At 53.3% G+C, this 15,967-nt stretch carries 16 protein-coding genes; all 16 read left to right on the forward strand.

Translation table 11 applies throughout. The features are described 5' to 3' along the window. The first annotated feature begins 43 nt into the window (after positions 1–43). The 16 genes from JS530_RS03050 to JS530_RS03125 all read left to right on the forward strand — a co-directional run bounded on the left by JS530_RS03050 (position 44) and on the right by JS530_RS03125 (position 15,854). Positions 44–4,747, forward strand: coding sequence for an FtsK/SpoIIIE domain-containing protein (locus JS530_RS03050; protein ID WP_214375749.1), 4,704 nt, complete (start codon positions 44–46; stop codon positions 4,745–4,747). A gap of 273 nt (positions 4,748–5,020) precedes the next feature. Further along, positions 5,021–5,314 (forward strand): FHA domain-containing protein, encoded by a 294-nt coding sequence (locus JS530_RS10905; protein WP_214375750.1) that lies wholly within the window; start codon positions 5,021–5,023, stop codon positions 5,312–5,314. 33 nt (positions 5,315–5,347) lie between these two features. After that, positions 5,348–5,851: a hypothetical protein gene (locus JS530_RS03060; RefSeq protein WP_214375751.1), complete on the forward strand. Its 504-nt coding sequence runs from the start codon at positions 5,348–5,350 to the stop codon at positions 5,849–5,851. Between the two features lie 16 nt (positions 5,852–5,867). Next, a complete protein-coding gene (locus JS530_RS03065; protein ID WP_214375752.1) occupies positions 5,868–6,533 on the forward strand; it encodes a hypothetical protein in 666 nt (221 codons plus the stop codon). Between the two features lie 74 nt (positions 6,534–6,607). Next, positions 6,608–7,474: a hypothetical protein gene (locus JS530_RS03070; RefSeq protein WP_214375753.1), complete on the forward strand. Its 867-nt coding sequence runs from the start codon at positions 6,608–6,610 to the stop codon at positions 7,472–7,474. 682 nt (positions 7,475–8,156) lie between these two features. Beyond that, entirely contained in the window at positions 8,157–8,831 is a 675-nt protein-coding gene (locus JS530_RS03075) for a hypothetical protein (RefSeq protein WP_214375754.1), read from the forward strand. Positions 8,832–8,842: 11 nt separating this feature from the next. Continuing rightward, positions 8,843–9,502, forward strand: a complete 660-nt coding sequence (locus JS530_RS03080) for a hypothetical protein (RefSeq protein WP_214375755.1) — start codon at positions 8,843–8,845, stop codon at positions 9,500–9,502. 3 nt (positions 9,503–9,505) lie between these two features. Beyond that, positions 9,506–10,243, forward strand: coding sequence for a hypothetical protein (locus tag JS530_RS03085; protein ID WP_214375756.1), 738 nt, complete (start codon positions 9,506–9,508; stop codon positions 10,241–10,243). Next, positions 10,240–10,881 carry a hypothetical protein gene (locus JS530_RS03090; RefSeq protein ID WP_214375757.1) on the forward strand — a complete coding sequence of 214 codons (642 nt, stop codon included), beginning with the start codon at positions 10,240–10,242 and terminating at the stop codon, positions 10,879–10,881. The genes JS530_RS03085 and JS530_RS03090 overlap by 4 nt, the downstream gene beginning before the upstream one ends. A 14-nt stretch (positions 10,882–10,895) precedes the next feature. Next, entirely contained in the window at positions 10,896–11,687 is a 792-nt protein-coding gene (locus JS530_RS03095) for a DUF3800 domain-containing protein (RefSeq protein ID WP_221339822.1), read from the forward strand. Positions 11,688–11,952: 265 nt separating this feature from the next. Continuing rightward, positions 11,953–12,318, forward strand: coding sequence for a DUF4176 domain-containing protein (locus tag JS530_RS03100; RefSeq protein ID WP_214375759.1), 366 nt, complete (start codon positions 11,953–11,955; stop codon positions 12,316–12,318). Further along, positions 12,315–12,812, forward strand: coding sequence for a hypothetical protein (locus JS530_RS03105; protein WP_214375760.1), 498 nt, complete (start codon positions 12,315–12,317; stop codon positions 12,810–12,812). Before JS530_RS03100 ends, JS530_RS03105 begins: the two co-directional genes overlap by 4 nt. Continuing rightward, positions 12,805–14,034, forward strand: a complete 1,230-nt coding sequence (locus JS530_RS03110) for a coiled-coil domain-containing protein (RefSeq protein WP_214375761.1) — start codon at positions 12,805–12,807, stop codon at positions 14,032–14,034. Before JS530_RS03105 ends, JS530_RS03110 begins: the two co-directional genes overlap by 8 nt. Before the next feature lie 15 nt (positions 14,035–14,049). Next, positions 14,050–14,757, forward strand: coding sequence for a hypothetical protein (locus JS530_RS03115; RefSeq protein WP_214375762.1), 708 nt, complete (start codon positions 14,050–14,052; stop codon positions 14,755–14,757). Positions 14,758–14,822: 65 nt separating this feature from the next. Then, positions 14,823–15,362, forward strand: a complete 540-nt coding sequence (locus JS530_RS03120; RefSeq protein ID WP_214375763.1) for a hypothetical protein — start codon at positions 14,823–14,825, stop codon at positions 15,360–15,362. A gap of 195 nt (positions 15,363–15,557) precedes the next feature. After that, positions 15,558–15,854, forward strand: a complete 297-nt coding sequence (locus tag JS530_RS03125; protein ID WP_214375764.1) for a WXG100 family type VII secretion target — start codon at positions 15,558–15,560, stop codon at positions 15,852–15,854. Positions 15,855–15,967 lie beyond the last annotated feature (113 nt).

The raw sequence follows: 15,967 nt of genomic DNA on the forward strand, positions 1-15,967 counted from the left end.
CGACCGCCATGATGGGGATGGAACAGAAAGAGAAGGGCAAGATATGAAGGGTTTGGTCACGGTTCACGATGCCACAGCAGGCACCCGATTCACCGCATATTTGGAAGCGTCGGATACCACGCCGCTATCGTCAATCATGCCGTCGTTGTCGAATATCACAGGTGCACAAGGTGAGTTGGAAACCCTGGGAATAGCGGTCGATGGCAAAACCGTAACGCCAGACACCACGGTTGGCCAATGCGAACTACATGAAGGCTCCTGGCTTTCGCTCATGGGTCGCGGAGCCAAAGTGATGAACCCGTATGCCAATACCGATAACAACGATGGCTTTGTGCAGTTGCGTTTTGTGAGTGGTGTGAACGCTGGAGCTATCTACGATGTATCCCAAGGCACCATGTCCATCAGCTCGTTGCTTGACCCTGAGAAGAATTCCATGAATGCGGATTTCATGCTCGATGTGGGAGCGGACGGCGATGTGCGCATGATTCCACATGTGAGTGAAGGCAAGTACAAAAAGCGTGAGCATTGGTATAGTCGTCGCAAGAGGGAAATTCATTCCAACGTGTTCATCAATGGCAAAGAAGCCATTGAACCGGTAACGCTCAAGAATGATACCGAGGTCGTACTGCCGGAGTGCATTGTGGAAGTCACGCACGGACGCGAAACCTCGGTGCCGGTAGATACGCACGAGTCGGAAGGCCACTGGCTGTTCGCCCGGCCTCCGAAAATCCGTGAAGTAGTCAAACAACGTAAATTTGTGTTGCCAGTGGAGCCGACGAAGCCTGAAAAAATGCCGATCCCATTAATGGCCAGTCTGCTACCGCTGGTGATGGCCGTTGGCATGTGCGTGTTGCTGAAAAGCTATACATATCTGATGTTTGGCTTGATGAGCCCGGTAATGATGATTGGCTCGTACGTGTCCGGCAATCATGCAGGCAAGAAACGCTACAAGAAACAGATGAAACGCTTCCATGAGAATTCCAAGCGTATTCGGGCCGAAGCGAGCAAAGCCGTGGATGCCGAAGAAGCCCAGTCGCGTTTGGAATACCCGGATCCTACGCAGGTGTTGGATATTTGCGCCCGTCATACCAAACGGTTGTGGAATCGGCGTTCCACTGATGAATCATGGCTGAGATTACGCGTGGGAGCCGGCACGGTTGACTCACATATCACGCTCGAAGATCCGCAAAAAATGGAATTTGAGCGTATCGAGCATTGGCGGTTGCGTAATTTTCCAGTCACTGTCTCTCTGCCGGAAGCCGGGTGTGTGGGATGCACCGGTAATGCTGAAGTTCTCTACCCGGTGGTCTCATGGATGACTGCGCAAATGGCAGCATTGCACTCCACTCGAGATTTGGCACTGTATTTATTGACGCCACGTATGAATGACCACAACCACAAGAGCGATTTCAGTGGCATCGACTGGTCGTTTGCCCAATGGTTCCCACAATTCACGCCGCATTCCGGCCAGAATACATTGCGCACTATGGCAGTCACCGCGGATGATCTGGCGTTACGCATCTCCGAACTCGTTGCCGTGCTCGATGAGCGAGCCAGCGAAAAGAAACGGCAATCGGTCAAACACTGGGTGGGCTCCGCCGTGGTGGTCATTATGGAGCGTGCGCATGTGCTGCGCTCCATGCCGGGTGTGATTCGACTGCTTCAGGAAGGTCCGGCGTTGGGCATGTATTCGCTGTGCATCGATACTGACGAACGCATGCTGCCTGAGGAATGCCAGACGGTGATTACTGCTACGGATAGCAATCTACGAGTGGAAAGCAACATTGCCGACGACGTGTTCGATATCATGCCCGACTTGGTTTCCTCTGATTGGTTGGGTGCCGTTGGCGGAGCCTTGGCACCAATCGAGGATGGCAGCCCATCTGAAGGCCAGACGGGCATACCGGATCAGAGCCGGTTATTGGATTTGCTGAACCTCACACCAACTCCCGATCAGATTGAGGCTCGCTGGGCCATGTATCCGCGTTCCACGTCTTGCCTGATTGGTGAGTCTGTGGATGGTCCGTTCGGTTTGGATATTGCCAAAGATGGTCCGCATGGTTTGATTGGTGGCACCACCGGTTCCGGTAAATCCGAGCTCCTACAGTCGTTGGTGGCTTCGCTCGCCGTAGCCAATACGCCTCAAGCGCTGAACTTTGTGCTCGTGGATTACAAGGGTGGTGCCGCGTTCAAGGATTGTGTGAAACTGCCGCATACCGTGGGCATGGTCACCGATTTGGATAATCATCTGGTCTCCCGCGCACTGACTTCGCTCGGTGCCGAACTCAACTATCGAGAGCATCTGCTGGCCAAGGCCGGAGCCAAGGATTTGGAAGATTACATCGATATGCGTGAGGCGAAGCCCAGTTTGCCGGAGATTCCGCGTCTGCTGATTGTTATCGATGAGTTCGCGTCACTGGCTCGCGAACTGCCGGATTTTGTGACCGGCTTGGTCAATATTGCGCAACGAGGCCGTTCCTTGGGTATCCATTTGCTGCTTGCCACACAGCGCCCTGGCGGCGTGGTCTCTCCGGAGATTCGCGCGAACACCAATTTGCGTATTGCGTTGCGTATGACCGATGCCTCGGAAAGCCAGGACGTGATTGATGCCAAGGATGCCGCACTGATTTCCAAATCCACGCCGGGACGAGCCGTGGTGCGTTTGGGGTCCAGCTCTTTGATTCCATTCCAATCGGCGCGAGTCGGCGGCCGATACATCAATCCGGCAACAGCCAAGAATGCGGGGCGCTCGCAAGCGCCATTTATTCGTTCGCTGGCGTTCTCCCAACTGGGCGAGCCTGCGCCACAACGCCCGAGGGCCAAGAAAGACAAAGGCGATGTGAATGTAACTGACTTGAAAGTCTTGGTGGATGCCATCAACAAGGTAGCAGAGCGTGAACGTATTCCGAAGCAACGCCAACCGTGGCTGCCAGCACTGCCGGAACAGTTGGATTTGCAGCGTTTGCAGGCCGCGGTGCAGTCCGGGCAGTCCAGTGAGCAGCCTGGGCAGTCTGCCGGGCATGTAGTGATTCCGTTCGCGCTCGGCGATTACCCACAACAGCAGCAACAGCAAGCTGTGACTATTGATGCCAGCTCGTTCGGCAACATGTTTATCGTCGGTACGTCGCGCTCCGGCAAATCCACAGCCTTGCGCACCATCGCGTATGCAGGCAGCGTGGCATACTCGCCGCGTAAGCTGCATATCTATTGCATCGACGGCGGCAACGGTGCGATTTCGCCGCTCTCCGCACTGCCGAACGTCGGCGCGGTGGCACTGCGCAGTGAAACCCAGAAAATCGAACGTCTGATTGGCAAACTGGAAGCGGAAGCCAAGCATCGCTCCAGCATGCTTTCCAAGGATGGGTTCAGCAGCATTGATGAATACAACGGCAGCGAATCCGCGCAACAGAACGGAGAACTCCCGCATATCCTCGTGATGTTGGACTCCTGGGATGGATTTAATTCGTTTTTCCAAGGGTACGATGGCGGTTCGTTGATTGAACGTCTTCAGATATTAATGAGGGAGGGGCCGTCTTCGGGTATTCACTTTATTGTGACTGGTGATCATCTGCTATTGGCGGGACGCATGGCAGTGCTGTCTGATAGTAAGGTGTTGCTACGTTTGGTGGATCCTTCCGACTATACGGAAGTTGGTATGTCTTCGCGTGACGTACCGGAAAACATTCCGGACGGTAGAGGATATCGTTCCGAAGACGGAGCGGAAATACAGGTAGCGCAAATCCGCCAAGGACTCTCTGGCCAAGCGGAATCTGAACTGATTCGTGCCACCGGAGCTGAACTGAAAGCTGGACGAGACCATGATTTGCCTCGTGCGGTAATGCCGTTCCGGGTGGAACAACTTCCTCAGGAGCTTTCGCTTGAGCAAGTTCACGAGTGCATTCGTGAATATGGCGATGAATTCTTGCCTGAACATGGTAATAAATATCGGATTCCGCTGGGCATCGGCGGTGAGGATAACGAGCCGATATTGTTTGATCCAGGTGAGGCACCGATGCTGCCGATTTATGGCACGCAGCAAAGCGGCAAGACCTCAATGCTGGTCACCATAGTCAACGGTGCATTGCTCGGCGGATACCATGTGGTGATTGTCGCTCCGAAGAACAATGATTTGCGTAAGTTTGAGGGCGCGTCTGGCGTGGATCAGGTTATCACTGAACCATCGGACGTTACCGAAGATCTGTTGTCTTCGCATGCCGACGACTCGCACATGCTGTTCGTCTTCGATGATTGCCAGTTGTTGAAGGACATTCCTGCTTCGGATTGGTTGCAATCACAAATAGGTGTGATTGAAGGTACTGGTGCCGGGTTTGTGTTCGCTGGTGATATTGCGGAATTCCCCACAGGATTCGGCAATTGGGGTTCCAAGATTAAGACTCTTCGCCAAGGTGTGATGTTGAAACCAGACGAAGTGATATATCAAGATCTCATCAATATTCGATTGCGGCGAGCTGATTTGTCCGCTGATATGCCTGCTGGGCGAGGATTCATTCATCTTGGTGGCTTGTCCGTTACGATGCAGGTGGCATTGAGCGTGCCGGGAGAGAGCAATCATCAGCTCGGAGGCGCACGAACTGGTATGGCACAGTCTCAGTCGCTCAAGCAGTCTGAGCTTTCCGAGCAGTGGGAGCAGTCGGTTCCGCCACAGATGCCGATGCCGCCCATGCCCAAAGATGACGCAATACCTTTGCCAACCCAAATGCCTCCGATACCGCAAAAGAAAAGGTGATGCACCGTGTTCCCGTTATTTCATAGGAAGAAAGCATCCGGTATCATCACAGCGATCAAGCCGGCGCAGATATACCGAGAATTACCGACCCTGCCAAGCATGAGCCAGTCGAGCATTCGAGTGCAGTGGGATCGTGCAGCAGTGGAGCGGATCGCTCGTCCATTGCCATCAGTTCCTGCAACTACACAGCAACGATTCCGCGCTGGCCGGCAGACTCCGCACGAAGCGCAGCAGCTGCATGGTTTCGTAATGGAGTTTTCGGATGGGCAGCGTGTGGCAGTTACAGCTCGATGCGGTGCTGGACGTATGCCGGTGACTGCTCGTGATGGATATGATGCATTCGCATTGCTGCATGACCCGAGCCAACAGATATCCCGTCGGCATTTTGAATTCGGCATGACCTCCATGGGGCAGGTATGGGTCATGGATTGCGATTCCTCCAATGGCACATGGTTGGAATCGCATGGTTCGCGGACACAATTGCCGAAGTTGGCTCGTGTGAGCATGGCTGCCGGCGATGTATTGCGCTTCGGTAATATGCACGCACGGCTTGTACGTTTGGGCTGATAATTGTCTGTGATGGTGGAGGATTGATTGGTTATGCGTGATAGATCGAACAATAATCGTGATCACACCTATATTGTTATTGCCGTTATAGGCGGAATTGTTGCGGCTATTGTTCTTGTGTTTTCAGTGTTCGGTTGGATTGCTTTCGTAGGCCATTCGACTAGTGGTCGAGAAGAAAACACAGCTCGGAGTGTTGAGACAACCGAGGAGTTCATAGCCAAGACCATGGTGGCGAACTATAGTGGCATCAACGAGATTACGTTTACCGGGTATTCCTACAACGGGAGCGGATATACCTCGTATTTTGCTTCGGTCAACGGTGTTGAGAATGTTTGGCATGTTGCTGGGAAGCCAGGTGCTTCGCATGATTTGCAGACTTCCAGTGATGACATCAAAGATGTGCAGGCGTATAACGAAGGCTGGCTGGGAGGTGATAAGTCTTCGGGAGCTATGTTGCGTAAGAAGGCCTTGGCAATATCTGATGTTTCCCTGGATGATGTAAAGGTTATCTATTCCACTGTGGAAATAGATAAATAGATAATTGAAGCGGCTGATGCAGGAGATTGCAGGTTATGTGCGGGATGAAATCGTTGGAGAAGGAAGCAATGTGATGGCTGAGCGGGATGATACTACGCGTTCTGATGGCGGCAGTGGCTCCAACCGGTCTTTTGTGCCGGAGGGGTTTGGTCTGGTGCCTGAAGGGGCATCGTCTGCGTATAAGGGAACCGTTTCTGATTCGGTGTCGGATCGTCGTCGGTTGGCTGTGGTGTGGGTGTTGGTGGTGGTGTGGGTGCTTGCTGTGACGGCGGGCAGTATTTTCGCTGTGGTTGAGGTGCCCCGGTATCTGGCTCGTCGTGAGGCTGTGGCGGTGCGTCAGACAGAGGAATGCTTGGCGCGTAAGGTCGTGAAATATTATTCGGGTGTGACTCGGATTGAGTTCGATGGCTATTATCCGTACAATGTTTTGCTCGCTGATGCTGCTTATTCTATGAAGATGAATGGTGTCGGCGTGCTGTATGAAGTGAATGCTCGTCCAGGGGAAGGTTGCGATAGACGTGATTCTACGGTCAGCATTAAAGATGCTCAGGCCGATGAGGAGGGTTGGCTTGGCGGTGATCGTGAGGCGGGGATTCGTGTTCGTGAGCATCCGTTGCCTGACGGTGAGGTGTCGTTGTCTGGTGTTGATGTTTCGTATTCGACGAGGAAGCTGGGTGAGTAGGAATGTCCGATAACCAGGGTTCTTCCTCATCTTCTAGTGGCGTGGACGTAGATGTTGCCCGGTCTGGCAGTTCTTTGTCTGACGATGATTATGAGCGTTATGGTTTGTTCGCCACGGCTTGCGGTGGCATACCGGTTGCCGGGCCGGGGCGCCGGGCTGCGAGCGTGTGGTCCTTGTTGTGGCGCGTGTTCGTGCTGGTCGCCGGTATGGTGGTGCTCGCGTTTCCGCATGCGTTGTATGCAGCTCAGACCGGTGATAAGTTGGGTTCGCCGGGCGTGCTCGCGTGGTTGGGAATTACGGGCGCCACTTGGTGGGGTGTGCTTGTTCTGATTCCGGTGTTCGCGCTTGGTGGTCTCGCGCCTGCGATCATGGTTATGCTGGCCGCTGCGGGCAAGTTGTTGGATGGGCATAGGTGGGTGTGGCCGTTTGTAGCGGTAATGCTTACGCTGATGGTTATGGTGTGGGCGATTCTTCCTGGGAACGCCGCCGGTCAGAGCCTCATGTGGTGGCGGTTGTTCAAGAATGGGACGCTGTATGGAATGCCTTCCAGCAACGGTTTGCTTTCCATGCTGCCCGGCGTGATTGGCTCGACCGTTGCTGTGCTGCTTGTGATTGTGCTGTGGTGCACGGTTGGCGGCGTGCTGCGTCGTGGATCGACGAAGGATTCCCTCTGGTCCAGGGTCATGTACGCGATGACGCCGACGGTTTGTCTGGGCATCGGGGTGCTGCGTGGTCTCCTCCCCGCGGGTGGTGAGACGGTTCTTGGCGTTCTTATGTTGGCGGTCCTGCTGGGCTTGGTTGTACCGAATGAGCTTTCCGCCGCCGCGTGGTGCGTGCGTACCAAGCGTGAGGCGCGTTGGATGTGGGCGTTCGCTTCTGCCGTCACGTTCGAGAGTCTGTTGTCGATAATGATGGTCGTGGCGTTTATCTACCAGCTGTAAGGAGATGGGCGAAACCAAGTTTGTTGGCGTGCTAGTTGACGGGCCAACGTGAGGAATTTGCTGATTTGTAAGGATAATCCCGTTGTTGGGCGGGCCATTATGCAGATTCGCTCGTTTCATCCGTGCTGTCCCGGTGTTGGGCGGGCGAACGTGTTGATTCTCGTTTTTTCATTATGTTGGCCCGGTGCCGGTTGAGTCAAAAATGGCGGAATGAAGCCATTTCTGAAAAACGCTTCAAATCGGCGCACGGGCCAACTTTGCTGAATCTATGAAACTGGTACGTTGGCCCGCTGCAAGAGCGTTATTGCAAGTGTGCGCATAGCCCTCATCAAGTATCTTCGTAGGTGAATTCTTGTTGAATTTGGTTTGAACTCCTTCTGTGGTCGGTGGTTGGGAAACATCTGCGGGGTATCGTATTGCTTACTTTTCAAGGGGGAGGGCTCATGGTTGATGCTTCGGTTGCAAGTGCGGTGGCTTTTTGCCGGAGTGCTTCCATGGATGGCGAGGTGCTGCCGTTGGTTATCTCAAGGCCTGTAGCATGACTGGTGCAGGGATAATTCGTGCATGTGATGGTGGAGGATCAGCTGCCGATGCGGCATACGATACCGCGGTTCATCGCGGGGAAGAGGGCGATTTCCTAGGTAATTTTGCCGATGAACTATCCTTCTGGGATGAGTGACATATGTTGTTTATGCGATATGTGCTGTTGGGAAGGCTGGCTGATGGGACGCGTGTGTTTTGGGATACGCGCGAGGGCAAGGCGGTGAAACGTCCTATTGCACGGCGTCTGGAGCCTGGAGAGAGTTTACGCAATACAGTTGTTGTGATGTGTTTGGCTCCGTTGCTGTTGTTGGTACTTCGTTTGCTTGGATGGCTGGTTTCGTTGTTGCCGATCGTCGATGATATCCGGGCGTGGTTGTGGATTCAGGGTTTGATGCCGGTGTTTTCGCTTGATAAGCGGACGGGGAGTATAATCGCGGCGCTATGCGGCCTTGCTTTGGCGTATTTCCTGTATTGGGTGTTTTGCTGGCTTGTATTCGGTATCCATCGGGAGGAATATGTTCCTGCATCGATGTGGGAGGTCGCCTTTGCTACTTCTCGGTTGGCAGGCTTTACTCGTTATGAGATGGGGCACTCGGTTTTGTACCCGTTCTTCGCATTTTCTCTTTGGGGCATACCGTGGTATATGTGCACAATCTCCATTGTCGATAATCAGCCATGGTTTAACCATTATGATTCGCCGTGGGCGTGGGGCTGGTTCTGGTTTTTCATATCAGCTTATATTTTTTCCCTGTTGATATTGTTTGTGCCATATATTGAATGTAAAGTGCGTCGGAGATTTGGAGCGGAGTTCTGATGAAGCTCTCTATGATTCTTATCATGGTGCTCGCTATCGGCGTGCTGTCAGCGCCTGCTATTGCGTTTACTTTCGCGTTTAACATGTTCCGCTACTACAGGTTGATGAAGAAGCGTATTCATCCAATGCTGATTAAAGAGGGCTTGCGTAAAGCGGATGATCCATGGGTGTCTTCCGGGGTCGCTGATGATGTGGAGGAGCATTACGGTAAAGCCGCAACGAGGATGGATGCTGATGCTGAAGTGATTCGTGAGTCTGTTGCAAAGGATGCATCGAATCATGATGTCAATTCAGTGGATTCACTTGTTGATTCTCCTGAGATTAATGTGCAGCCGTCACACGCGTCTGTCCCAAAAACCATGCGGTTGCCCTCGGGTCCGTATGATGCTGGTGCCGAGGCTTTGAATGCTCGGCATTTGTTTGAATTTGGTGATGTGCGGCTCGCGGATCGGTGGGTTGAAGGTAATGATGTTAGCGGCGACGTGCGCTCTGCGAGACTGAATGCATGGCGTAATGAAGTGCTATTCCGTTGTGGTTTGGATTCTCAGCCTGAGGATGTTGTCAGAGCCATTGAACGTCGTGCCGGTGGTATTGCGTTGTTCCGCAAGATGGGCCCAGCCGGCGCGTACCTTCAAGCTTGCGAGGAAACTTTGGGTACTAAGGATGTGTGATTATTGGTGTTGTTGTTGTTTTTGCGGTTTGTGTTGGTTGGGCGTTTGGCTGATGGTTCTCAGGTGTTTTGGGATTCGTTGGAGGGGCGGCCGTGGAAGCGTGTGTTGCGGGTGAGGGCCGTGGCGGGTTGGACTCGTGCGGCGTTGGTGTCGGGGACTGTCGCCGCGGGTTTGGTTCCGGTGTTGACGCGTGTGGTGCGTGATGTGGTGGGCTTGTTCGTTCCGGAGGGGGCTTCGTCCGGTGGTGGTGAGGTGGTGTTGCTGGGGTTTTTGCGTCCGGATGGCGTGTATGTGGATGAGTGGAACATGGACGTGTGCCTGGCGGTGATGTGGCTGTCTGGTTTCCTGTTGTATTGGTGTTTCTGCCGTCTGGTGTTCGGCAGGATGCGTGAGTATGTGCCGGCTTCGTTGGAGGAGCTGGCGTTCGCGTCTTCGATGCGGTCATCCGAGTTGCGGTATATGTTCGGTGGGCCGATTGTGGGAACTATGTTCCTGTTGGGAATGTTGTCGCTTTTGGTTATGCCTACATGGGGCTATTGGTCGGATGGTGTGAATTTGGCTTATAGCTCGTCGATTGAAGATAGAATGTTGTCTGAACGGATGAATTCAATTGGTCTTGTTTGGATGATACTGGTGTGGTGTTCTCCGTTGTTGTTGGGTTTGCGTTTTGTTGGTCCGTGGGATTGGCGTGGTCGTTTTGATTTGCATGGTGCGGATGAGCGTAGGGGTTGGTTGCGGTGATTGAGTTGCTGTTGGCTGCCGGTATGGGTGTGCTGGTGGCGATCGGGTTGTGCTTGGTGCTGGCGTTCAACATGGTGCGTTACCGGTGGGTGATGGATCATCGTATTCATCCGTTGTTGGAGCGTGAGGGGTTGCGCAGGCCGGATGACGGGTTCGTGTCCTCTGGTGTGCGTGAGCGTATGGAGGAGTTCCATCGTGCGGAGCGTGCGGCGGCTTCGGCTCCCGATCCCTCTGTCGCGGAGCGTGAGGCGCGTGAGCGGCGTCGGATGGTGGTGTTCGATCCGCGGTTTGATGTTTCGCCGTTGCCGGCCGGCCCGTATCCGTTCGATCGGCCCATGGCTCGTTGGGCGCGGGATATTTACGAGGGTGGTGATTGGAAGTATGCGGATGGTTGGTTGAGGGGCGTGCGTTCGACTCCGCGTGTGGTGCGTGGCCTGCGGTTGGATGCGTGGCGTAATGAGGTGTTGGCGCGGTATGGCTTGTCGGTGGTTTCGCCTGTGGTGTTGCGTCGTGTGGAGCGCGTGGCTCGCCGTGAGCGGTTGTGGCGTGGCGCTGGTCCGGCGCGGGCCTATATCATCGCGTGCGAGAAGACCGCCAAGACAGTCAAGCCGCATCAAAGTGTCTATCGTTCTTTGTGAGTTACCATAGGTTCATGCTTTTGGCATATATTGATGAGTCTCATACGCAGAGGTGTGACGCAGACCCTTATCGGCATGGATATGACGTGTACTATGTAGGTTGTTTGTTGGCGACTCCTGCTCAAGCGGCTGTTATTGATAACGGGTTGGATAACTTGTTAGAGCAGGTGCATTGCAGATTCGGTGTGCCACGTGATGCTGAATTTCATGGTCAGTGTATGTTTCAGTATAAAGATGATTGGAAATGCATGAAGGGCATGCATAGACAGTCGGCTGGTATCTATCGTGCGGCTATGCGTATCTTAGCGGATAGTGGTGCCAGATTAGTGATTCGTGGCGTGCACGTTGGACAGTTACAGGAACGTTACCGCAAGTATGCGCATAGCCCTCATCAAGTATCTCTTCAGCACTGTTTGGAACGTGTGAACATGATTGCCGAACAAGAACGTGATGATGTATCGGTCATGGCAGATAAGGTGGCGGATCAAGCGGCTCAGGAAGGCCAAATCGTTCGTTATCAGTTAATCGGCAATACCGAAGGGTATTATCCTTCTGATTTGGCGCGCATCAAGATGCCCTTCCAATGGGAGGACTCGCGTACGCTATATGGCTTGCAAATGATTGATATGGCGCTCTTCATGTGTGGTCGCGCAGCAAGTATCGACAGCGCCAGGAAAATGAATGAAGGAGATAAAGCCGTATTGAAAATTGTCGATGTCATCCGTCCTGTCATTGCGCCTCAGTCGGCGGTTTGGTATCCGATGGAAAAACGGACTGATTACGGCTTCTTGAATCGCCTGGACTGAAAAATGCATAGGAGCCGCCGAAGCGACTCCTAGCCTAACAGCGATCATAAGCCTGTCGGCCTACGCTCGTCGTAGTATCTAGCATACATGCGGTAGTGGATTATATGACCGATGCTGGTGTGCAGGGATTGTCTTTGTAAGTGCGTGAATGGCGTGTTGGTGAATTCCTGTTGAATTTGGTTTGAACTCTTGTGTGGGACTTGCGTTGGCGTAATACGAGGGTTGTACTGTCTTGGAATAATCGGTTTTTCAAGGGGGAGGGCTCATGGTTGATGCTTCTGCAGCCGGCAAGAATGATTCCGCGGATGGTGTGGAGAATGTTGGCGTGCTGCCTTTGGGTAGCGTGGTTCGTCTTCGTGATGGCGGGGATGCGTTGCTGTTGGTGGTGTCCCGTGCCGCGTTGACGGAGCGTGATGGCCATAGGGGTTATTTTGATTATGCGGCGGTGGTGTATCCGCAGGGGTTGGTGGATTCGCGCAGGGTGTTGTTCTTCAATCGTGAGGATGTGGCGGATGTGGTGTTCGTCGGGTTCGTGGATGATGTGGAGCGTGGCTTCGAGCAGAGGTATGACGATCTGGTCGCCGCCGGCGGGTATGAGCGGTTCAGTGTGGATGTGGGTGCCCGATCATGACTGACTTCGGCGTAGACTACACGGATATCAATGGGCTGAAAATCGCGATTCAGGTACTGATTAGTCAGGTGAACGCGTTGAAGCAACTTGATGTTTTGACGTGGGAGGAAGCCGGCTTTGCTGGTATCGCCACAAGAACCAATCAAGGCAGCGACCAGCTGGTGACATGCATGCATTACTTGCATGATGATCTCCGGCGCGTGGAAAATGTGCTATCGGCGGTTGAACTGAACACAAGGGAGGTGGATGGGCATCTGTCGATGATTATTAGCAGCAGGCAGCTCAGTGATGTTTTGCCTCCGCAGGCGCGGATAGACGATGCTGGTTCGGGAAAGGGCGTTTACGTGGATAAGGATGATTTTCCATCGAATGCCGGCGAACAGCTGAAGGAGGGCTTGGCTGGTGAGAAAGCGCATGGGCTTGCTGAAGGGGAATCCCAGGGAATAGCTGGTCAGAAGTCGCAAAAGCCGTTTGGAGGGCAGGCCGATGAGTAATAGATCAGATTTGGATTGGTCCGCCATTGACAAAGAAGAGGATCCGGTCCGTGGTGATTGCGATGTGATGAAGAGGGTTGTTAATCGTCTGAAGGATTACACGGATGTACTCGAAGGCGTTTGCGCAAAGACAAAGGGGTTGACGGACGGTCACGCGTATTTTGTAGGGAATACGGCACAGGCTGTATGCGGAAAGCTGCAGAATGCGTCCGCTTTTGCCCGATGCGTGGGAGAAATCTGTGATGAAGTTCATTCCACTCTGCTTAATTGGGTGTCTTTGGTCGAGCAATATCAGTCTGAAGCGGATCCAATGTGCAGGGAAGGTATGACTCTTCGTGATGAGCATGTCTCTTTGAAGCGTTCGCTTGATGATGCGAAAGCCTTGTTGGATGATCGCCGAATTAAGTTATCTGATGCTCGGCAGCTGCAGCGTGCCTTGCGCAATCAAGGTTCAGACCCTGATGCGGAACTTGATGACAGGATTGTGAGGCTTCAACGCAAGGTCGATGATTCGATAGCGGAAAGACAGAGGTTGCAATCGCAATTCGATGAAAAGAAGGCTCGTATCAGTGAGCTGCACGATAAGGTGACCACAATCGAGCAGCAGTATCAAGATGATGGTAAGCGAATCGTTTCCTCTCTGGATGCTCTAATTGGCGAGCTCGCGTCGTTGATAAGTAATTATCTTGATTTTCAAGATGTGGTTGGGGTGGGTGCCAGCGGAGGAAAGACCGCGGGTGATTTAGTTGTTTTTTATCGGCAGCATAAGGGCAGTGATTGGAAATCGGCGTTGCAGGCCGTGGAAATACCAGCACAATCGGAGGACGCCGGCAATGCTGTGTGGAAAGAAGTCGTTGAGAACCAGTCGGATTTTGTTAAAGATCCATTATTGGGCGGCGTGGTTGATGGTGTTGCTACGTACGGTGAAAGGGTTGATCAATATGGATTGGACAAAGCAGCTCAGGATGGGGCGGCACATTTCATTTTCGGAACAATAAGTGGTTCTCTCGGCACAACAATGGGTTCCGCAGCTGAGTCGTTTATAACTATTGTGACAGGCGGCATGGGAGTCGCTCAAGGGGCATTTGTTGGGAAAATCATAGGCACAACAGTGGATTGGAATCTTAGTAGTTCTTGGGATGGTCTATATGACAACTGGGTGCATCGTGGCGATGGTGATGATTTGGGTAGCCATATTGAGGCGAATCGTCCATTTGCCTGAGGAGAGGTGATACGGGTGGAGTTTTTTCGTTATGTGTTTTTCATGCGGTTTGTGCTGGTTGGTCGTCTGGCTGATGGGTCTGTGGTTTATTGGGATACGTTCGAGCACAGGGCGTGGAAGCGCTTGGTGAAAAAGAAGGTGAAACCAGGCGATACGTGGATTCCTGTGGTAGTTGGCTTGTCGGTACCATATTTCGCTGCATCGTTGGAGACAATGATTCGGCTGGTGAGCGCGTTTTTGCCGTATGATCCTCCAATTTATGGGCGCGAGGATTTGTTCGATTATCTGATGCCGCCTGGGATGTCATACGAGGAGTGGGACACATATGTGGCGTTGGCGATCATATGGGTGACGGCCTTTGTGGCATACTGGGTTTTCTGCAGCCTGGTATTTGGTCGTATGGTGAATTATGAGCCTGCGACATCCGCGGAATTGGCGTTCGCGGTGGGACGCAGGGCGTCAAGGCTGAGGTATGTGTTTGGTGGTCCAATCATAGGTGTCCTGTGTTTGGCCAGCATATGGTGCATACCTGTTTTAGCGATGTATGCGTTGTTGGGGCAAGCATACAATCTGCAACTGCCTTTCTCCTTTGGTATGTTCATGTTCCTGTTGTTCTTCTCTATGTCCACTTTGCCTATTGCGGCGGTGCGTTGGTTTGGTCCTTGGGATTGGCGCGGTCATTTGACGATTCATAAGAGCAAGTCAGAGAAAAGAGGCGTGTGATGTGGGTATGGTCGCTGCTGGGGCTTCTTTTCTCGATCCCGCTTGTTTTGACGTTGGCGTTCAACATGGTTCGTTTCCGCCGGATAGTGAATCGTGACATCTTCCCCTTGTTGGAGCGTGAGGGATTGCGTAAACCGGATGACGGTTTCGTATCCTCGGGTGTGAAAGGGGAGATGGATGCCTTCCAGCGTCGGGAGGATGCGGTTGCCGGTGTTGGTCCCGATGATGTGCTGGTGCGTGGTTTCGGTGTAGGGCCGGATGCGGTGGCGCGTCCGGCCTTCCGGGCTGCGGTTCCTCGGGTGGTGCCCGACGGCCCGTTTCCGGTTGCTGATCGTGCTCTGATCCGTGAGGCGGTTGGTTTGCTTCGTGCCGGTGATTGGCGGGCGTCGGACGCGTGGCTGGCTGCCGGTCGTGGTTCGGGTCGTTGGGATGCGTGGCGTGACGTGGTGTTGGCCGGCTATGGGTTGTCTTCCCAGCCGAAGGATGTGTTGGATGGTATCGCGCGGCGTGCGTGGGCGTTGCGCGTGTCCAGGCATGCCGGGAAGGCGCGTGCCTATGCCATGGCCTGCGCGGAGTGCGCGAATCACGCCAACGATCCAGCCTGACATCCGCGATGCGCCGGCAAAGAGTGGTGGCAGTCATTAGGCAAACAATAGCTGAACAAGATTTGAACTTTATTTGTGGCCTAGTGCCGGCATGGAACTTGAAGAGTAGCATCCAAAGTGGATGGGCACAGTTGTCTATTCGGCGCAAACGGTTAATTGCCGTGACGCGTGAACTGCTAAGAAGGGGTTACTCTCATGGCAAATGTTAATGTTACGTATGATGATCTTCAGCGTGTGAAGGGCGATTTGGAGAAGGGTCGCCAGAATCTGGTTTCCACTCTTGACCAGTTGAAGAAGACTGTGGACGATTTGGTCACCAGCGGTTTCGTGACCGATAAGGCTTCTGGCGCTTTCCAATCCTCCTATGAGCAGTTCACCAAGGGTGCAACTGAAACAGTGAACGGTCTCAATGGTATGCAGCAGTTCCTGCAGAAGACTCAGGATGCTTTGACCCAGCTGGATTCTTCTCTGGCCAGCGCGCTCAACAGCTGATTCCGTCAATATTCTTGTGGACTGAGGGCGGTCTGTGTGCCAGTGGGGTTTGGCGGCGGGCCGCCCAACGTCTTTGTTTTCTTCTTCACCGTATGTGCCTGTTATCCGATTTG

This window comes from Bifidobacterium colobi, assembly GCF_018555455.1.
GTDB classification, from domain to species: domain Bacteria; phylum Actinomycetota; class Actinomycetes; order Actinomycetales; family Bifidobacteriaceae; genus Bifidobacterium; species Bifidobacterium colobi.